Annotated in this window: 19 protein-coding genes; 11 read left to right on the top strand and 8 right to left on the bottom strand. The window is 65.4% G+C overall.

Going from position 1 to position 19,556, the window contains the following annotated elements; genetic code table 11:
* Window positions 1–48: 48 nt before the first annotated feature.
* Together ACL02S_RS07590 and ACL02S_RS07585 are read right to left on the bottom strand one after the other, a co-directional pair.
* The gene (locus ACL02S_RS07590) at window positions 49–804 is read right to left on the bottom strand and encodes a glutamate racemase (RefSeq protein WP_412801575.1); all 756 of its coding nucleotides are present in this window, start codon (window positions 802–804) and stop codon (window positions 49–51) included.
* A 100-nt stretch (window positions 805–904) separates the two neighbouring features.
* Window positions 905–2,101 (bottom strand): NAD(P)/FAD-dependent oxidoreductase, encoded by a 1,197-nt coding sequence (locus tag ACL02S_RS07585; protein ID WP_412801574.1) that lies wholly within the window; start codon window positions 2,099–2,101, stop codon window positions 905–907.
* Between the two features lie 213 nt (window positions 2,102–2,314).
* On the opposite strand from ACL02S_RS07585, the gene ACL02S_RS07580 reads away from it, so the two are divergent.
* From ACL02S_RS07580 to ACL02S_RS07555, 6 genes are all read left to right on the top strand, one after another.
* Window positions 2,315–2,671 (top strand): SPW repeat domain-containing protein, encoded by a 357-nt coding sequence (locus ACL02S_RS07580; protein ID WP_412801573.1) that lies wholly within the window; start codon window positions 2,315–2,317, stop codon window positions 2,669–2,671.
* 67 nt (window positions 2,672–2,738) lie between these two features.
* Window positions 2,739–3,377, top strand: a complete 639-nt coding sequence (locus ACL02S_RS07575) for a TetR/AcrR family transcriptional regulator (RefSeq protein ID WP_412801572.1) — start codon at window positions 2,739–2,741, stop codon at window positions 3,375–3,377.
* Between the two features lie 55 nt (window positions 3,378–3,432).
* Window positions 3,433–4,443, top strand: a complete 1,011-nt coding sequence (locus ACL02S_RS07570; RefSeq protein ID WP_412801571.1) for an adenylate/guanylate cyclase domain-containing protein — start codon at window positions 3,433–3,435, stop codon at window positions 4,441–4,443.
* A gap of 60 nt (window positions 4,444–4,503) precedes the next feature.
* On the top strand, window positions 4,504–5,283 hold the full coding sequence (locus ACL02S_RS07565; RefSeq protein ID WP_412801648.1) for an RluA family pseudouridine synthase: 780 nt from the start codon (window positions 4,504–4,506) through the stop codon (window positions 5,281–5,283).
* Between the two features lie 180 nt (window positions 5,284–5,463).
* Window positions 5,464–6,249, top strand: a complete 786-nt coding sequence (locus tag ACL02S_RS07560; RefSeq protein WP_412801570.1) for a metallophosphoesterase — start codon at window positions 5,464–5,466, stop codon at window positions 6,247–6,249.
* Between the two features lie 68 nt (window positions 6,250–6,317).
* Complete coding sequence (locus tag ACL02S_RS07555; RefSeq protein ID WP_412801569.1) at window positions 6,318–6,995, top strand: phosphodiesterase; 678 nt, start codon at window positions 6,318–6,320, stop codon at window positions 6,993–6,995.
* Here the strand turns inward: ACL02S_RS07555 and ACL02S_RS07550 are convergent.
* Window positions 6,956–8,053 (bottom strand): AraC family transcriptional regulator, encoded by a 1,098-nt coding sequence (locus ACL02S_RS07550; RefSeq protein ID WP_412801568.1) that lies wholly within the window; start codon window positions 8,051–8,053, stop codon window positions 6,956–6,958. The genes ACL02S_RS07555 and ACL02S_RS07550 overlap by 40 nt on opposite strands.
* An 81-nt stretch (window positions 8,054–8,134) precedes the next feature.
* On the opposite strand from ACL02S_RS07550, the gene ACL02S_RS07545 reads away from it, so the two are divergent.
* From ACL02S_RS07545 to ACL02S_RS07530, 4 genes are all read left to right on the top strand, one after another.
* Window positions 8,135–9,601, top strand: a complete 1,467-nt coding sequence (locus tag ACL02S_RS07545; protein ID WP_412801567.1) for a flavin-containing monooxygenase — start codon at window positions 8,135–8,137, stop codon at window positions 9,599–9,601.
* A 71-nt stretch (window positions 9,602–9,672) separates the two neighbouring features.
* The gene (locus ACL02S_RS07540) at window positions 9,673–11,835 is read left to right on the top strand and encodes an ATP-binding cassette domain-containing protein (protein ID WP_412801566.1); all 2,163 of its coding nucleotides are present in this window, start codon (window positions 9,673–9,675) and stop codon (window positions 11,833–11,835) included.
* A complete protein-coding gene (locus tag ACL02S_RS07535; RefSeq protein WP_412801565.1) occupies window positions 11,832–12,569 on the top strand; it encodes an energy-coupling factor transporter transmembrane component T family protein in 738 nt (245 codons plus the stop codon). Before ACL02S_RS07540 ends, ACL02S_RS07535 begins: the two co-directional genes overlap by 4 nt.
* Before the next feature lie 261 nt (window positions 12,570–12,830).
* The gene (locus tag ACL02S_RS07530; RefSeq protein ID WP_412801564.1) at window positions 12,831–13,475 is read left to right on the top strand and encodes a DUF8020 domain-containing protein; all 645 of its coding nucleotides are present in this window, start codon (window positions 12,831–12,833) and stop codon (window positions 13,473–13,475) included.
* Between the two features lie 190 nt (window positions 13,476–13,665).
* Here the strand turns inward: ACL02S_RS07530 and ACL02S_RS07525 are convergent, their stop codons facing one another.
* The 3 genes from ACL02S_RS07525 to ACL02S_RS07515 are packed head-to-tail and all read right to left on the bottom strand — an operon-like array spanning window position 13,666 to window position 15,783.
* The gene (locus ACL02S_RS07525; protein ID WP_412801563.1) at window positions 13,666–13,872 is read right to left on the bottom strand and encodes an antitoxin; all 207 of its coding nucleotides are present in this window, start codon (window positions 13,870–13,872) and stop codon (window positions 13,666–13,668) included.
* A 40-nt stretch (window positions 13,873–13,912) separates the two neighbouring features.
* Window positions 13,913–15,055 (bottom strand): MBL fold metallo-hydrolase, encoded by a 1,143-nt coding sequence (locus ACL02S_RS07520; protein WP_412801647.1) that lies wholly within the window; start codon window positions 15,053–15,055, stop codon window positions 13,913–13,915.
* A complete protein-coding gene (locus ACL02S_RS07515) occupies window positions 15,055–15,783 on the bottom strand; it encodes an enoyl-CoA hydratase (protein ID WP_412801562.1) in 729 nt (242 codons plus the stop codon). Before ACL02S_RS07515 ends, ACL02S_RS07520 begins: the two co-directional genes overlap by 1 nt.
* Before the next feature lie 91 nt (window positions 15,784–15,874).
* Between ACL02S_RS07515 and ACL02S_RS07510 the strand changes: the two genes are divergently transcribed.
* Complete coding sequence (locus ACL02S_RS07510) at window positions 15,875–16,978, top strand: NAD(P)-binding domain-containing protein (RefSeq protein WP_412801561.1); 1,104 nt, start codon at window positions 15,875–15,877, stop codon at window positions 16,976–16,978.
* Between the two features lie 16 nt (window positions 16,979–16,994).
* Here ACL02S_RS07510 and ACL02S_RS07505 read toward each other — a convergent pair whose 3' ends face one another.
* Together ACL02S_RS07505 and ACL02S_RS07500 are read right to left on the bottom strand one after the other, a co-directional pair.
* A complete protein-coding gene (locus ACL02S_RS07505; RefSeq protein WP_412801560.1) occupies window positions 16,995–17,852 on the bottom strand; it encodes an aldo/keto reductase in 858 nt (285 codons plus the stop codon).
* 72 nt (window positions 17,853–17,924) lie between these two features.
* Entirely contained in the window at window positions 17,925–19,553 is a 1,629-nt protein-coding gene (locus ACL02S_RS07500) for a carboxyl transferase domain-containing protein (protein ID WP_412801559.1), read from the bottom strand.
* Between the last annotated feature and the right edge of the window lie 3 nt (window positions 19,554–19,556).

Genomic DNA, 19,556 nt, shown 5'->3' with positions numbered 1-19,556 from the left:
TAGAGTTCCGAACAGATCGGCAAGAGTTCGTTCTCGCGTTTCCAGTTCTCACGCACCCAGCATGCGGCCGGACTCGAACACCATGGCGGCGGCAGGCAGCACACCCGGCCTGCCACTGTTCAACACCCGGATCGCGCCGTTACCGGTAGTGGGGCGACCGAGCGCATCGATCCGCCGGATGGTCTGCGCGGCAACTGCTTGCGCGCTGTCGAACAAGCGCACCCCGGCCGGGAGCGCGGCCACGATCGCATCGGTCACCAGCGGGTAGTGCGTGCACCCGAGTACCACACCCGTGACATCCGGCGGTGTCCGCGCGACAGCATCGTCGATCGCGGCGCGCGCGGCGCCCAGATCGCCACGGTCGATCGCATCCGCCAGTCCATGGCAGGCCACGCCGGTCACTTCGGCATCGCCGCCGAACCTCGTGATCAAATCGGCCTGATACCGGCTCACGGTGGTCGCCGCGGTAGCCCAGACCGCTACCGAACGGCATACCGCCGCCGCGGGTTTGATCGCAGGCACGGTGCCGACCACCGGAACACCGGCACCTACTTCCGCACGGACATGCTCCAACGCTGCGACGCTGGCGGTATTGCACGGCAGTACGATCACCTCGGCGCCCGATCGCAGCGAGGTCCGCGCGGCATTCACCACCCGCTCGACCAACCACTCCTCCGGCTTCGGCCCCCACGGCGCGCCATCCGGGTCCAGCTGCAACAGCAGATCCACATCCGGCCGCAACTTACGCAACCATGCCGAGGTAGGGAGTAACCCAAGCCCCGAATCGATGAGCGCGACAATCACCCGACCACCGTATTACAGCCCGGTACGCCTCCCGCACACCATCACGGCCACGCCAGGTGCGTATGACCAGCTTCGCGGAGCCACACCGCCCGGCCCGCGTTCAACGCGGCGCGAGCAATTCCGTCACCGAGGTGGGTGCGACGAGTGCGGCACGCGCCTTCATGACCTGACCGGTCATCCCCGCACCCACCACACCGGTCAGAGTGCCGCCCCTGGAGTAGTAGGCGAGGAATTTCCGGCCGTCGTCGGCCACGATGTGCACATCGTCGGTGGGTTTCGGGATACCGAGCGCCTGGATCTTGACGTCGTACTGGTCGCTCCAGAAATACGGGACCCTGGCCGCCGTGGGAGGCTCGACCCCCAAGAGCGCACAGGCGAGCAGTTTGGCCTGTTCACCCGCATTGGTCCAGTGCTCTATCCGGCGGTGCGCTCCGGTCTCGTCCGGCCAGGCTGCCACATCGCCGACCACCCATACCCCGTCCACATTTGTGCGCCCGACCGCATCGGCGCACACCCCACCACCGGATGCCGGGTCGGCCAGCGCGATAGCGGAGCCACTCAACCATTCGGTCACCGGTGTCGAGCCGATCCCGAGCACGACCAGATCGGCGGTGATGTCCGTGCCATCGGAGCATCGTGCGCCGCACACTCGCCCAGCGGTATCGCCATGGAGTGTGTCCAGGCCGATACCACAGCGCAGCTCGACTCCTTCGGCACGGTGGCGCCGCGCGACCAGCGCACCGACTTCCTCGCCGAGCACCGAAGCCAGCGGCGTCGCCTGGGGTTCGAGCACGACCACATCGATTCCGATCGCCCGGAAGCTCGCGGCCAGCTCACAGCCGATGAAACCCGCTCCGATCACGAGCGCCGTCGCGGCGCCGCGCGCGTCGGCGTACAGCGCGACGGCGTCGGCATGGCTGCGCAATATATGCACCCCCTGTAGCTCGGGCAGACCTGGCAGCTGCCGTGGGCGCAGCCCGGTGGCGATGACCAGCTGGTCGTAGTCCAGCCCGGTGCCGGAAGCGAGGTGGATGCGCCGCGCCGCGGTATCGATGCCGACGGCTTCGGTACTCAGCCGCACGTCGATGCGCTTCTCAACATAGAACTCGCTGGGACGCAACGTGGTGTCGTCGGTTTCACCGCGCACGAATTGCTTGGACAGCGGCGGACGGTCATAGGGCAACCGCGGCTCGTCACCGAGGAGCACGAGCTCACCGCCGTAGCCCATCCGGCGCAGTTCCTCCGCAGTGCGCAAGCCGGCGAGACCGGCCCCGACGATCACGATCGGCGCAGTCATCGGCCATCCTTTCCTGGAATACGACCGTCGATCCGGTGCAATCGGCGGCACCTCGCAGCCACCCTAACCTTTGCTTGGTTTATCAATATGTGATGAATATCACGTTTATTTACCAAGTATTACCAGCTCAATCGTAGTCATCCCGATATTGATCGGCCGGTCAGTCAGGTCTATACCGAAGTCAGGAGATATCCCCAGCCCGAGGAGGCACCTATGTTCACCGAGAGCCGCGCACAAGATTTCCTGGCTGTCGTGCTCGGGATCTTCGCCGCACTGTCACCCATCTGGGTGGATACGACCACCAACGCCCGCTGGGCGCTGATCGTACTCGGCGTGCTCATCGCCCTCACCGGCTTCGCGCAGATGGCCCGCCCCACTATGGCGACAGCGGACTACCTGATGGGCCTGTGCGGCGTGCTGCTGTTCCTTTCCCCCTGGGTCATGGACTTCACCGAGTACCGAGGCGCGTCGTGGACCGCATGGGTGATCGGAGTCGTAACAGCGGTGACCGCGGTAGCCGCGCTGCCGGTGGTATCGGGACGGATGCACGGAACTGCCGCACATCACTGATATCGCTTATCCCACACAGCGATATCACGCACTGCGATATCACTGACACCGCACGCTACTGACACATATGTCATTGACACATATGCCGAAACCCCGGCACGCCGGGCGTCGCCGCAACGCCAAAGTCGACGGTGACGCCCGGCAACTCATTCTCGATGCCGCGGAAAAACTTTTCGCGGCACAAGGTTTCGACGCGACCGCGACAGCAGCTATCGCCGCGGCCGCCGCCGTACCCAAAGGGCTTGTCTTCTACTATTTCCCGACCAAGGAATCGATTCTCTCCGCGTTGATGTCCGAGCGAATACCCGTGCGGCCGATCGATGATATCGGCACCGTAGTCGCGCAGGGCGATCCGGCGACAAGCCTGGTCAATCTCGACGCCGCCGTGAATCTGCGCGCCAACCACTCCTCGGTGCTGCGAGTGATCATGTGGCGGGAAGCCGATACCCACCCCGACGTCCGACGCCAACTGCGCCGCCTGCGCGATCAGCTCCTGGAGATGACCACCACGGTATTACAAGCGAGCACGCCTGTTCCGGTCCGTCCAGGCACCCTGCGTGCGTGCGCCACCGCATGGGTCTCGGCCATGTTCGCCCTTGCCAGTACCGAACGGTGGCACGCACTGGACGATATGCCACTGCCCACTTCGGAAGAAGTGCTGAACATCGCCCAGGTAGTCGCCGCGGGGATGGCCCAGCTGGGCTGATCGCACTCCGCCGTTGCCGACAGGAGCACTCGATCCGGCCCGTAAGGTAACGGTCATGACACCCACCGAGCGGTCCGAACTGGTGCAATCGGTTGTCGAGTCCATCCTGCTCGACGGCACCCGCCGATACAGCCGCACCGAGGTCGCCGAGCGGTCCGGTACGACGACACTGCTCACCCAGCGATTGTGGACGGCCCTCGGTTTCCCGTCGAGCGCGAGTGACTCCGCAGTCGACTACACCGAGGCCGATATCGCCGCGGTCAGCAACTTCCAGCAGCTGAGCGTTCCGTCCACCGCCGACCAGCGTACGCAGGCCGCGACCGCGCGCACGCTGGGACAGGAGATGGCTCGCCTGGCGGAATGGCAGATCGACCTGGTACTGACCGAGATCACCAAGCGCATCGCCGAGGCAGACCCGGCAGCGGATCAGAACGAGACGGTGCGCGCCGCCGCCGAAGGCACCATTACCACGCTGGAGCAGTTGAATGCTTACGCATGGCGGCGACATCTCGCGGAAGCGCTGTCCCGCTCATTGGATCCGGGGACAACCGCGGGCGACTCGGTGCGCGAGCTGGCCGTCGGATTCGCCGATATGGTCGGCTACACCCGGCTGACCAGGCACCTGCACCCCGATGAGCTGTCAACGCTGCTGGATGCATTCGAGTCGACCACAGCCGCGGCCATCGCCGAGAACGGCGGATGGGTGATCAAAACCGTCGGTGACGAGGTTATGTTCGCCGCGGAAAACATCGCGGACGCCGCCCACATCGCCCTGGCCATCCAGGAGTCGACGATGATGGTCGGCGGTACCCCGGAACTGCGCGTCGCCATTGCCTACGGCCCCGTGCTGCAGCGCTTCGGCGATCTGTACGGCTCGGTGGTGAATACCGCATCCCGGCTCACCGGCGTCGCGCGGCCCGGCACCGTGCTGATCGATGACCAGGCTGCCACAGCCCTGGAGAACGACCCGGAGTTCAGCATCAAGCACCTGCGCAGCGTCCGGGTGCGCGGCTTCAACCGGCTGCGGCCGCATTTGCTGCGCAGGTGCAGCAAGAACGAGCGATAGTCCCTACCGAGACCACGTGCCGAAGCGCGGGGTCGACCATCTTAGGCTCATCCGGTGGATATGGATTGGGCACAGCTGCGTGCACGTTGCCTCATCGAGGAGGACCCGAGGATTCTGGCATTGCACAAGCCTGCCGGAATCTCCGTCACCGGCGAACGCCACGACACCGATATCGTGCAGCTCGCTGCTGCCGCTGGCGAGACCCTGTACCCCGTACATCGGATCGACAAAGTGACCTCCGGTCTGATCCTGTTCGCAAAGGAACTCGGCGCACACGGCGAACTGACCAGGCAGTTCAACAAGCAGACCGTCGAAAAGGCCTATCTGGCCATCGTTGCGGCCACCGGGCTGCCCGACACCGGTGTGATCGACCTTCCGCTCAGTGTCGGGCGTAAGAACCGGGTGCGGATCGCCGCACCGAGGGAACAGATCCAGCGCGAGGAGCATCGGTGGTTCGTCGACGATGCCGATCTGCTTCCCGCCAAGCACTACCCGTCGCGCACCCACTTCGTAACGGTGCTGCGCGGCCGAGCGCATACCGCACTCGTGATACGCCCGATCACCGGACGACGGCATCAGATTCGCGTCCATCTGGCCTGGACCGGACACCCGATCGTCGGCGACCCGCTGTTCGACCGGTCCAGCGCGTACCAGCGGACCTACCTGCACTCCTGGCGTCTCGGGCTGACCGCGTCATGGCGTACGCCGACACCCTTGGCGTTGGCGGCCGAGCCAGACGCCGAATTCTGGCACCCTGTCGACGACTCCGGTACATCCGGCAATTCCGATAGCGAGGCGGTGCTAGCGCGCGCCACCGAACTCCTGCGCACCATCCGGTAGCCGCGCCAGGCGGCTGCGGTCACCCTGCGCATTGTCTCCGGACTGAGACAAACCTCAGCCGCGCTCCTGGTGACGAGCGCGACAGCGGCGAACGATACGCAGGTCAACTAGCCTGATAGCGATCCGCGGCTTTGCTACGGATCGCTCCGCCGCACTACTGCGAATTCCTAGCGAAAGCGAATGCCGATGATCCTGGTGGCTCAGGTCAGCGACACCCATTTCGATCTCGGCGCCCGCAACGCCGAACGCGCGCGCCGGGTTATGACTTTTCTCGACGAGCTGCGCCGCAAACCCGATGTCATCCTGGTGACCGGCGATATCACAGAGTCAGGAAAGCCGGAACAATACGCCGAGGCCGAGCTGGCCTTGGCCAGCGAGATCCCGGTGTGTTTTCTCCCCGGCAACCACGACGACCGTACAGGCCTGCGCACCGCCCTGCTCGGCGAGCCCGCGGGCAGTGCACCGATCAACCGCGTTCATCGCGTCGGTGAGCTGCTCCTCGTCCTACTGGATTCGAGCGTTCCCGGCGCGGCGGGCGGACAGCTCACCGACGACACCTACCAATGGTTACGCGAGGTGCTCGCGACAGCGCCCACCGGCAAGCCCATTATGCTCGCGCTGCACCATCCGCCCGCACCACTGCACAGTCCGATCATCGACGAGATCGCGCTCGCCGACCCCGAACGGCTCGCCGACCTGATCAGCGGCGACGACCGGATCGTCGCGGTACTCGCCGGGCACGCGCATTCCGCCGCGACGACCACGTTCGCGGGCCGCCCGCTCCTGGTGGCGCCGAGCACCGCGTCCGTGCTCGGCGGCGTATGGGAACTCGACCCACCCGACCACGTGATGGACTACGCGCCCGACCCCATGATCGCCCTGCATGTCCTCGCGGATGACGCGCGGCTGACCACCCATTTCCGCTCGGTTCCGCTGCGGGGCCGGATCAGTGTGGCGCCGGTCTGAGATCGGTTTACCCGGCATCCGCCGGGGCAATCGGGAGGCACACAGGACGTCTACCCCGAGGAATCGCCATGGTCGACTTATCTACCGCAGTGGTGAAGGGCACGTTCGCCGCCGGAGCGCGGATCCGGCATGCCAGGGTGTTCTACCCGAACGGCCTGCACTTGGCCGGCCGTTTGCACGCGGAGACCGAATTCGAGCCACTCTTCGGCAGCGGCGACCGCGCGGTCATCGCACGATTGTCCAAGGGCGCGGGCACACCGGGTGGCCTACCGGATGTGCTCGGATTGGCATTCCGGGTACTCGACCGCGAGGACAATCCGTGGGATTTCGCTTTGGCCACCACCGGCCGCGGACCACTCGGCCGGCTTGTGATCACCCCGGCCCGTGGCTGGGCGAGCGCCCGCTACGGCTGCCTGCTGCCCTATCGGATCGATAGCTCCGCACCGATCTGGTTCTTCGCCGAGCCCGACCCGGACCAGCCCCTCTCGGCATCGCTCGAAGCGATGGCTACCCATCTGGGCGAAGACCTGGTGAGCTTCACCCTCACCGCCAGCCGCATCGGCGCCCCGCCCCAACGACTCGCCGAACTCACCCTGCGGCATGCCGAATCGGCCGAGTATCGAACGGACTACTTCGATCCGATGCTCAATCATCCGCCGGAGGTGGAAATCTTCCCCAAAGCTATCGGCCGGATTCGCGAGCTGGCCTATATCGGCAGCCGCAGCGGCCGCGGGGAAAGGGGCTGATGCGCCGTAGTGCGTTCGCGACGGTAGGCCGCGGGGGTGCTACCGGTCCACCGCTTGAACGCGAAGATGAACGTCGACGCTTCGGCGTAGCCGAGCCGGATCGCCACATCACTCACCGATAACGGTGTAGTGATGAGCATCTCCTCTGCCAAGGTATGCCGAACTTCGTCCAACAGAGCCCGATAACTGGTACCAGCGGCGTCGAGGTGGCGGCGCAAGGTACGCGTGCTCATATTGAGATCACGAGCGACGGAGTCGAAGCCCGGCGGCGCGACGAATCCCGCTGATCCATCACGAGGCAGCAATAACTCCCTGACTTCGGCCGCGATGCCGGTGCGGGCCCTGCGGCGGTGCACCATGGCACGGCATTGCGCCAGGCACATCGCCCAGGTGTGGGCATTGGCCTGCGGTAATGGCTGCTCGAGCAGTACCTGATCGAAGGCGAACAGATTGTCCGGCATACCGAATCGGGGCGGCACCGTCGTCACCTCCGCGATCCGGTCCGCATAGCCGGGTTCGGGGAAGCGGAATTCGGCCCTGGTCAGTGGCGGGCGTGAGCCGAGCAGATCACTCATCACCTGATACATCGCGGTCACATCACGTTCGACAAGGAATTGGCGCACATCCGCGGGTACCGAATCGTCGTACACCACAGCGACGAATTCGCCATCGCGCCACTGCACAACCGGCAGACAGAAAGCGAAACTGAGATCCAGATAGCGCAGCGCGAAATCTATCGCCTCCCCGAGCGTCGGGCTGCTGACGCAGGCGAAACCGAAGATACCGAAGGTGGTGATCCGGTAGCGGCGGCCGATCTCGACACCGAGCGCGGGACGGTCGGCCAGCTCGCGGAGCATATTGCGGATCACTGCCAGTTCGGTATGCGCGTCGACCTGCGTATCCGGATCACGCAATTGCTGTTCCGTGAGTCCGGACCGATGCATTATCCGCGCAGCGGGCACACCGGACTCGACCGCATAACCGACCATCAGCGCCACACTGGCCACCCCGCGTGCGAAATTCCAATCGCGTATTCCGGGATCCCGCACCCGTTCCACGGGGCCATTATGGACAACTCCTCGCTACCCTGTGTAAGGAACCCTGAAATAGGAGCCCAGATGTCCTGTGAAAGGTGTCACATGACAGCTATGCGAAAACCGTCGATCATTATCATCGGCGCCGGATTCGGCGGTATCGGAATGGCTGTCGAGCTGCGCGACAAGGGTTTCGATGAAGTCACCATTCTGGAGCGATCCGACGATCTCGGCGGAGTATGGCGCGATAACACCTATCCCGGCCTCGCATGCGATGTGCCGTCCTCGCTCTACTCGTACTCGTTCGCCCCCAAGTCGGACTGGCGACAACGATATTCCGGGGGAACGGTCATCCACGACTATCTGTGTGACGTCGCCGGACGGTACGGGGTGCGGGACGCGATCCATTTCGGTGCCGATGTGACCGACGCGGAATTCGACGAAGCCACCGGCCGCTGGTCGGTCCACACCGCAGATGGCGCTGTCCGGACCGCGGATGTCCTGATCCCGGCGGTCGGTCAGTTGTCACGCCCGGCGATACCAACCATCCCCGGGATCGATACCTTCGCTGGCGTGTCGTTCCATTCGGCCGAATGGGACCACAGCGTCGAACTCGCGGGCAAACGCGTCGCCTGTGTCGGCACCGGGGCGAGCGCCATCCAATTCGTCCCCGCACTCCAGCCCGAGGTCGCTCACCTCACGCTGTTCCAGCGCACACCGGCCTGGGTAGTTCCGAAAATGAGCAATGCCTACCCACCGGCAGAGCTCGAGCTGCACGCCCGAGTGCCGGGCATATTACGTTTCGAGCGGTTGCTCTGGTGGATTTTCTTCGAGACCACCGCGCTCGGTCTGGTCGATCTCTCGGTGATCCGCTGGATCACCAAACGCGTTGCCTCATTGCACCTGGCCAAACAGGTCGAGGACCCGCGGCTACGGGCCGAGCTCACTCCGGACTATCCAGTCTTCTGCAAACGTGTGCTGCTCTCCAACGACTACTATCCGGCGTTGACACAGCCGAACGTACGGGTGGAGACCACCCCGATCACCGAGATAACTCAGGACGGCGTGCGCACCACCGATAACGTCGTGCACCAGGTCGACGCGATCATCTACGGCACCGGCTTCAAGGGCGCCGAGTTCCTCTGGCCGATGAATATCTACGGCCGCGGCGGCCACAAGCTGGCAGATGTCTGGGCCGAGGGTGCGCACGCCTACTACGGCATGACTGTGCCCGAGTTCCCGAATCTGTTCCTGCTCTACGGGCCGAACACCAATCTCAGCGTAGGTTCGATCGTCTACATGATCGAGTCGCAGACCCGCTACATCAGCCAAGCCGTTCAGCTGCTCGCCGACCATCCCGGCCACTACCTGGATGTCAGGGCCGATATCGAGGAGCGGTACAACACCACGCTGCGGCAGCGGCTCGATCGCTCCCCGTGGAGTCTCTGCTCCAACTGGTACCGCGATTCCGCAGGCCGCATCACCAACAACTGGCCAGGAAGCCCAGCTGTCTACCGCTATCGCACCCGCCGGTTCCGCCCCGGGGACTACATCCTCGTCCCGGCCGCCTGACCGATCGGCCCACACCGAACCATGCGAATCGCCGCGGCCGAGCCCATACCCCGGACTGGCAGACTTGTGCTGTGAGTGCACTGGCCCGTGCGGGCGAACCGGGAGAGCATGGACCGCTACGGCCGATCGAGCTGGCCACCGGAGCCGTGCTCGGCGGGGCCACTGTCGGGTTGGTGACTGTCGGCTCGATCATCCCGTTCGCCGCCGCACTGCAATTGCTGGCCGCGGTTCCTGTTGGCTTGATCGCTCAGCGCTATCGGCTGCGTGCGCTGGCGAGTGCGACCATCGCGGCCACACTGGTCACTTTTGTCGCGGCGGGCATGATGTCCGCGCTCGCGCTGCTCGCCACGGCGACGACGGGCGGGATCATCGGCATCGTGAAGCGCCGAGGTGGGGGTGTGTTCGCGGTATTCGGCCTCGCACTGCTGACCGGACTCGGCTGGGCGGCGTTCTCGGTCGGATTGCTCCTGCTGTTCGCCAGAACTCGCGAGTTGATGTTCGACAACATCCGCAACGCGTCACGTGGTGTGCAGGATCTCGCGGCGCGCCAGTCGCAGCTGGAACCGCTCGGGCGGCTCGCGACGGAGCTGGCCGATTCGGTACTGCGCTGGTGGTGGGCATGGATCGGCGGCAGCGTCGCCCTCGGCATGATCGTCACCGGGGTGGTCTCCTGGTACGTCCTCGGCTCGGTGCTCGACCGGCTCGACTGGCTGCCCGGACGCGACCGGCTCGACGCACCACCCGATGACCGGCCCATCGGACCGCTGCCCGTCACGCTGCGCGGCGCCGGATACCGCTATCCGGGTGCGGCCGAGAACACGCTGCACGATATCGACCTGACCATCGAACTCGGTGAATTCGTCGCCGTGGTCGGGCACAACGGATCGGGCAAGTCGACACTGACCCGATTGCTCGCCGGGTTGCCGCCCACCTCCGGAGCTGTGCACCGGCCCGGATCGGCCGGCCTCGGGCAGATCGGTGGAACGGCACTGGTATTACAGCGGCCGGAAAGCCAGACCCTCGGCGTGCTCGTCGCCGACGATGTGGTGTGGGGACTACCCGCCGAGCTCGCCGCCGAGGTGGATGTCGACGGACTACTCGGCGAAGTCGGGCTCGGCACGCTCGGCGGCAAGGAGACCGCCACCCTGTCCGGCGGCCAGCAACAACGCCTGGCGGTCGCCGCGGCGCTGGCCAGACGCCCGGCACTGCTGATCGCCGACGAAGCGACCTCGATGATCGATCCGGACGGACGCCACGAACTCGTGGAACTGCTCGCGGCACTGCCCGAGCGGCACCCGATGGCCGTCGTGCTGGTGACCCATCACGAGGCCGATACCGAGGCCGCCGATCGAGTTGTACACCTGGCCGGGGGACGTTCGGTCGCGCAGCTGCCCGCCTGGCCCCGTCCGGCGCTCGATACGCGGCGCAGGCCCATGGGCGAGCCGATTCTGGAACTACGCGATGTCCGGCACAGCTACAACACGGGAACCCCGTGGGAGGCGCCCGCACTACACGGCGTCGACTTATCGGTGCGGCGCGGCGAAACACTGGTCATCGTCGGTGGAAACGGCTCGGGGAAATCCACCCTTGCCTGGATCATGGCCGGGCTGCTCACTCCGAGCTCCGGTCGCTGCGAACTGCGGGGAAAACCGATCACCAAGCAGATCGGGCGGGTCGCGCTGGCCTTCCAGCATTCCCGGCTGCAGTTACAGAAGCAGACCGTCGGCGAGGAGATCGCGGACTGGGCCGGGCACGCGACCGGTTCTGGCATGGCCGGTCGAGCACTGGACGCGGTGGGCCTCGACCGCGCACTGGCCGCGCGCTCTATCGAGGAGCTCAGCGGCGGACAGGCCAAACGTGTGGTCCTTGCCGCGATCGTGGCCAGCCACCCACAGGTGGTCGTACTCGACGAACCGCTGGCCGGACTGGACCCCGAGGGCAGGGCCGATATCGTGGAACTACTCGCGCGACTGCGGGACTCCGGACTGACCCTGATCGTGATCTCACACGATGTGGCCGATATGGCGGTGGTGTGCGACCGTATGGTGCGACTGCAGTCCGGACGCATACCGGCCGATGAGCCGGTGCGCGGGGTCGCGCCGATTCCGGCCGGGCCCAGCGTGCCGCTCTGGCCCGGCGACGATACAGGGCGATTCGCACACGGCGGTTCGATGCTGTCGGGCTATCCGGCAGGTCGCTATCCGGATGATCGCGGGATGGGAGATCGCCGATGAACACCGTGCTGTTGCGTCAGGTTCCCGGTATCAGTCCGGTGCATCGGCTGTGGGCAGGCACCAAAATGATCGGGGTATTCCTGATCAGTGTGGTGCTGATGTTCATCCCATCCTGGCCGGTACTCGGCGTGATGGTCGCGTTCCTGATCTTCGTCGGAGCACTCGCCCGGTTACCGCTCGGCACACTGCCGCGGCTGCCGTGGTGGTTCTGGGCGCTGCTCGCGGGAGGAGCCCTGGTCAACGCCCCGGTCGGCGGTGAAGCGGTGCTTCGTTACGCGCAGATAGTGATGTTGGGCCTGATCCTGGTGACCGCCGCGCTGCTCATCGCATGGACCACACCGATGAGCGATATCGCGCCCGCCCTGGCCACCTTGGGTGCGCCGTTGCGCAGAATCCGGGTTCCCGTGGACGAATGGGCTGTCGTGGTCGCACTGACTCTCCGGGGGCTTCCGCTGCTCATGGAGGAAATCCGGATCCTACGGGCGGCACGCAGGCTCCGGCCGAGAGCAGGCCTGTTCTCCCGTGCCGCCGATAACACCATCATCGATATCCTCACCGCGGCCATGGCGGTATCCACTCGCCGCGCAGGCGAACTCGGCGAAGCGATCACCGCCCGCGGCGGAACCGGACAGCTCACCGCGCACCCGGGTGCCCCAGGTCGCCGAGACGCACTCGCGCTCGCCGCGGTCCTCACCGTCTGCCTCGGCTCCGTCGCCCTGCACCTACTGCTGTGAGCCGCATAGGCGGATGAAATCCGGCCACCGGCCGCCTGCGCGTGGTCGGCAGCGCCGGCTCCGGCGCGGCGGCACCGGCTCTCCCCTCGCCGTCCAAGTCTGTTCAAATTCTTACTATTCCGGCTCAGCCACTGTACAGTTACCTTGCTGGAAGCAATCGTCTTCCAGAATCACTTCACGGACGCACGCGCCGGGGGGAAGGGATTCGGCGCACGCCATGTTCCGCACGTTCGAAACCTGATGAAGATTGGACACCGAGAAATGATTCTCCGGAGAATCACTGCTGCCGCCATGCCGCTGGTCGCCGCGCTGACAGCGTTGACGGTGGGGTCGAGCGCAGCACACGCGCAACCGGCCCCGGCCTCGATCCCGGATATCGGATACAAGGCCGAACTGATCGGAAACACGATCGTCACAACGCTCACCGATGGCACCTTCACCGCCCGCGGTAGTGCGGTCGACATCCAGGATCGCGCCGGAAACACCGTGGTCACCATGCCGCTCACCTTCCGACAGGATGGGCTCGAATTCCCCATGCCCTTCGCGCTGCGCGAGGCGGGCCGGGTACTGGAGCTGACCGTCGTCAAGAACATCGCCCAGGCGCACCCGGTCGCCTCGACGTACGAGAACCAGCGCGCGATGAACGCTTTCGCATCGCAGTTCGGCATCGCCACCGCGGTCGGCGGGTTCATCGGCACCATCGTCGGCGGACTTATCGGGCTCACCGGTATCGTCGCGGGCCCCACCGTCATCGCCAGCGTTATCGCCGGTGCGAGCGTGGGCGCCGTCATCGGCACCATCGTCGTCGGTGGCCCCACGCTGGTCATCGCAGGTATCGACCTGATCGGCACGCTCGCCGCCGCGCCGGGGACCACCAAGTGGATGGACTCCGCCGACCTGGAGTAACACCCGCCCACCGAACAAGAGAAAGGGATGTGCTCCCGACCACATGCGGTCGGGAGCACATCCCTTTCGATAGCACTACTGCCGCAAGGCTACTCGGCCCGCTCCTGGCCGGTACCGCACCGGACCCACAGTGCCGCAGCCACTTCCGGTTCTCCCACTGTCCCAGGCGTGCGGCGCGATAGCGATCGGCTCAGGGCCGCGGTCCGGATTGGTCCGGCGGGATCAACTTCTTGGCGGCCTCTTTACCTTTGGTGATCTTGTCCGAGTACTTGCCCTGCGTCCGCTGATCGACGAAGTCACCGGCCTTGTCGAGCGCATCGTTGATCTTGTCGGAGTTCTTGGCCGCTGTGTCCCTGCCCTTATCGACCAGGCCCTTGAGGGTGTCGGTGAAACTCATCGCCGTCAATCCTTCCCGATAACCGATCAGCTGGAGCTGTTCACCCGATATTCTCCCACCAAAAATCACCGGGCGGGGCACTCAGTAGGTCCACCCGCTGCCCCGGCATCGGTACCGCGACGGCGGTGCCCGCCTCCCGTGCCGCCGTCAGCATCCGTCCGACCGGCTCGGACCAACCGTGGAAGGCGAGATTGAATGTCGCCCAGTGAATCGGCACGAGCAGTCCGTAGCCGGGGTCACCGGCACAGAGATCCGCATGTGCCCGCACCGCTTCCTCCGGATTCATGTGCACATCCGGCCAGCGCTCGTCATAAGCGCCGATGGGAAGCAGCGTCAGATCGAATGGCCCGAGCGCTGTCCCCGCCTCGGTGAAAGCCTTCGTATATCCCGTATCGCCACCGAAATAAGCCCGTCTGGTCGGCCCGGCGATCGACCACGATGCCCACAGCGTGGTATTGCGCAATAGGCCACGGCCGGAGAAATGCCGCGCCTCGGTACAAGTGATCACCAGATCCGCGCCGTCTCGCGCCGCACCGAGGTCCGCCAACGAGATCGAACCGCCCCAATCCAATTCGACGATCCGATCTTCCGGGACGCCCCAGTGCCGCAAGTGCGCACCGATGCCGATCGGAACAAGAAATGGCGCACGCTGCCACCGTACGAGTTCCCGAACCGTGTCCTTGTCCAGATGGTCGTAATGGTCATGGGAAATGATCACCGCGTCGAGCGCGGGCAATTCCGACAACGGCTGCGGCATCGGATGCATTCGGGCGGGCCCGACCAAGGCCGAGGGCGAAACCCGTTCGCTCCATACGGGATCGGTGAGAATCCGGTACCCGTCGAGCTCGATCAGCGTGGTGGCGTGGCCGTACCACGTGACAGCGACATCAGCCGCCGCGCTCGGCGGCCGCGGAGTCTGCAGTGGTATGACCCCGCGCGGCCTGCCCGCAGTGCGCTGGGTCAACATCGAGATCAACAGCGATCGCGCCGACCCAGCAACCACTTGGCTACTCGGCTCGGTGTTGTGGAACTGGCGGTCACGGTAGCTTGTCGCGCCCGCCGCATACGGCTGGATCGCCGAAATCGAAGCACCCATCGCCGAGGGAATGTCCCATATCGCCCGAACCAGCCAGGTAATGCCGAGCGCACCCGCGGCAGCACCTGCGATACGTCGAATAGTCATCATCGACCAACAAACTTCGCGGCGCGCTTCTCCTGCCTGGCCAAACGACCTTCCGCGGCATCCGCACTCGCCCAGGCCGTCTCCAGCGCCGCGCGCTGTTGCGCGCTGTCCGGCCGCCGCGTTCCGTCATCGTTGAGCACCAGTTTCATATGCCGCAGCGAAAGCGGCGCCAACGCCGCGATCTGTTTCGCCCAGTCCTGCGCTTCGGCGAGGTCGCCGATCCGGTTGGCGAAACCGAATGTGTAGGCATCGGGAGCAGACACCGATTCCGCACCGAGCAGTACGGCCCTGGCCGGACCACCGCCGATCAGCGCGACCAGTCTGCGCACGGTCCAGCCATCCACGGTAACTCCCAGTTTCGCCGCGGGAATCGCGAGGTACGCGTCCGGCGCGACCACCCGTAGATCCGAAGCGAGTGCCAGCTGCACGCCCGCACCGATCGCGGCGCCGTTGATCGCCGAGATCACCGGGATCGGCGCCGATTCGATGGTGTGCAGCATGTCCAGCAATTCGGACAGGAAACCCTCGGAATGTGCTCCGGACAGATCGGCACCCGCGCTGAAGATCGGACCACGACCGGTCAACACGATAACCCGTGCCTGCTCGGCGACAGCGGCGAGAACCGCTTCGCGCAGCTGCGTCACAAGTTCGCGATTAAGCGCATTACGGCGCTCCTCCCGCTGCAATTCGATGGTGACCACGTCACCATCACGGCTGACCCCGAGCATCCGACCTCCCCAGCTGAACAGTCCGTCTGGTTTCTCTATCACTCTGCCACACCCAGCCGCCTGCTCCGCAGTGAGCGATATCATCACAGCGATGCCGACCGATTTCGCGATTCTGGTCATCGGCGCTGGTCAGGCCGGCTTGTCGGCCGGTTATCACCTCCAGCGCCTCGGGTTGCGCGCCGAGCGGGACTTCCTGTTGGTAGACCGATCCCCCGGGCCAGGTGGTGCCTGGCAATTCCGCTGGCCTTCGCTGACCCTCGCGACGGCCAACAAAGTGCATGACCTCCCCGGAATGTCCTTCGCGGAAACACTGCCCTCGGATACCGGCTCCGCACCCGCCGCTACCGCCGTTCCGCAGTACTACGAGCTGTACGAAAACCGTTTCGACCTACGAGTGCGCAGGCAGGTGTCGGTCACTGTGGTCTGTGACCGCACCGTCGATGATGGAACCGGCCACCACGATGCGGTACTCACCGCGGAAACCGATACGGCGGGCACCCTCCGAGTACGCGGCCTGATCAACTGCACCGGCACCTGGGAACGTCCGTTCATCCCGCACTATCCCGGGGCGGAGACCTTCGCGGGCAAACAGCTGCACACCCGCGACTACCACAATGCCGAACAATTCGCGGGCAAGCATGTCGTCGTGGTCGGCGGTGGCATCTCGGCAGTACAGCTGCTCGATGAGATCTCCGAGGTCACCAGCACCACCTGGGTGACAAGGACTCCACCGCGGTTTCGCGAGGGTATCTTCACCGCGGAGATCGGGCGAGCAGCCGTAGCGATCGTAGAAGACCGGGTGCGGCGCGGACTACCGCCGGGATCGGTGGTATCGGTAACCGGTCTGCCTCTGGATGACCGGTTACGCGCGGCCCGAGCCCGCGGTGTGCTCACCCGGCTGCCGATGTTCGAGCGCATAGAACCCAACGGGGTGCGCTGGGCCGATGGCTCCTTCCAGCAGGCCGAGGTGATTCTCTGGGCTACCGGGTTCCGCAGCGCCCTCGACCATCTGGCGCCGCTGCGGCTACGCGGTCCAGGCGGTGGAATCACCATGACGGGGCGGCTGGCCACCCAGGTGGCCGAAGATCCCCGTATCCATCTGATCGGTTACGGCCCCTCGGCGAGCACTATCGGTGCCAATCGCGCGGGACGTGCCGCGGTGGTCGAGCTCACCGAGCACCTCGGCTTACGCTGACCCGCCGTACAGCGGCTCAGTCGATCAGGCCTATCGTGAACGCCTCCGGATCCGGGCCGATACGCGCGCCGGTATCCAGTGTGTCGATCGCCGCCATCTGCTCCGCGGTGAGCTCGAAGCCGAAGACATCGAAATTCTCCGCGATCCGCGCCGGTGTGACCGACTTCGGGATGACGATGGTTCCTCGCTGCAGGTGCCAGCGAATGATCACCTGCGCCGCAGTACGCTGGACCTCGGCGGCCACCGCGGTGATGGTGCCGTCGTCCAGCAGCGTGCCCTGACCGAGCGGGCTCCACGCTTCGGTGGAGATCGCGTTCGCGTCCTGGAACTCGCGCAGCTCCCGCTGCGCCAACCGGGGGTGCAGCTCGATCTGATTCACCACCGGGATCTCCCCGGTTTCCGCCATGAGCTGCCGCAGGTTCTCGACCGTGAAGTTCGATACCCCGATCGACTTGACCCGCCCCTGCGACTTCAACGTCTGGAAGGCACGGAAGGTATCGACAAAGCGGCCCGCGGCCGCCACCGGCCAGTGGATCAGGTAGAGATCGAGGTAATCCACGCCGAGCCGGTCCATGCTCGCGTCGAAGGCACGCAGCGTGGAGTCGTAGCCCTGTTCGGAATTCCACAGCTTGGTTGTGATGTAGATCTCATCTCGCGGCAGGCCGGATTCCCGGATCGCGCGGCCGACACCCTCTTCGTTGCCGTAGACCGCCGCAGTGTCGATGCTGCGGTAGCCCACCTCCAGCGCGGTGGTGACCACGGAGAAGACATCCTCGGCCGGCACTTGGAACACACCGAAGCCGAGCTGCGGGATCACATTCCCGTCGTTCAATACGATCGGGGGAACGGCGCTGGTCTCGCTTCTGAATGCCACATTCCGACGGTAGAAGTGTGATGGCGAACCGTCAATCACACCTCATGGCGTGTTGACCGACTCGGCGGCGAATCACCCCGCGGCACCGGGCAACCCCAGTCTTCGATAACGCGTCTGCCGCTGCGCGCGTATCTCCGATTTCGGCCTGGCACGCAGAGTTTCGAGTTCCTGTGCGATCGCGGCGACCATCCGGCGGGCGAAATCCACTGGCTCATCCGCGGCATCCGGACGTTCCGGCACGATCCGGTCGACCACGCCGTCGGCGAGCAGAGCGCGAGCGCCGATCCGCTGGGCAGCGGCGAGCTCTGGGGCATGGTCGGTATCACGAAAGACGATGACACTGGCCCCTTCCGGCGGTAGCGGAGCCAGCCATGCGTTGGTAGCTGCGAGTACCCGGTCGGCGGGCAGCAGGGCCAGCGCGCCACCACCGGTTCCCTGGCCGATCAGCACTGAGACCGTAGGAGTATCCAAGGTCACCAGATCCGCTATACAGCGGGCGATCTCGGGAGCGAGCCCGCCTTCCTCCGCCTCCTTCGACAGCGCCGCACCCGCCGTATCGATGATCAGCACCAGAGGCAACCGCAACTCCTGCGCAAGCGCCATACTGCGCCGCGCCTCACGCAGCGCGGCAGGGCCCATGGTGTTCTCACCAGGCTGTCCGCACCGATCATGCCCGAACACCACACACGGTTGCCCACGGAACCGCCCGAGCGCGAGTACGGTCGCGCGATCCGACTCGCCCTGCCCGGTCCCGCTGAGCGGAACTCTTTGTGTCACGTGGCGTAGCAGATCCCGGATACCAGGGCGCTGCGGACGGCGCGAGATCAACACCGACTGCCACACCGGATTGTCTTCATAGTGGCCAGGCGCCTCATCGGCGCGAGAACGCGCCGTGCTGTGCCCATCCGAATCCGCGGCGGAAGGTTCCGCCGCTACCGGTGTCGATTGCGGCAACCGCGGCCATGGATCGGCCTCCAGCACTGTGGCCGGTTGCGCGCCGATACGTTGTCCGGCGCCGACAGCGGGGAATTGGGCGCCACTGAACACACTCAACGCACGATGCGCGATACGGCGGAAAACAAGAACCGACAACACACCGTCGATCACGCCACGGTGGTACAGGTTCTCCGCAGTCTGCACACCTTCCGGAAATGGTTTGCCGTAGAGGGCCTGGTAGACCCGCGGACCGAGAAACCCGATGAGCGCGCCCGGTTCGGCGAAGGTGATGTGCCCCAACGACCCCCATGAGGCGAAGACCCCACCCATCGTAGGGTTACGCAAGTAGACCAGGTACGGATACCCGGCCGATTTATGCGCCGTGATCGCACCGGCGATCTTCACCATCTGCACGAAGGCGATCGTGCCCTCTTGCATCCTGGTACCGCCCGAGGTAGGCGAAGCGAGCAGTGGCAACCCGAGTTCGGTGGCACGCTCGACCGCCGCGACGATCCGCTCGGCCGCGGCGACCCCGATCGAACCAGCCAGAAAACCGAACTCACAAGCGATCACCGCCACTGGGCGACCACGCAACAGTCCCGTTCCTGTCAGTACTGATTCATCGATACCGGCCAGCTCCGCGGCCTTGCGGAGATCATCGTGATACCGCTGGGTCACGGCCACCGCTACCGGCGGCCGATCCCAGCTGACAAACGAGTCCCTATCGAGCAGTTGCTCGAGTAGCTCTCGCGCCGAAGTCCGCACCGG

The organism is Nocardia spongicola (assembly GCF_047200775.1).
Taxonomy (GTDB): Bacteria; Actinomycetota; Actinomycetes; order Mycobacteriales; family Mycobacteriaceae; genus Nocardia.
Note: the sequence above shows the minus strand (reverse complement) of the source record. Positions and strands in the feature narration are given on the sequence as shown.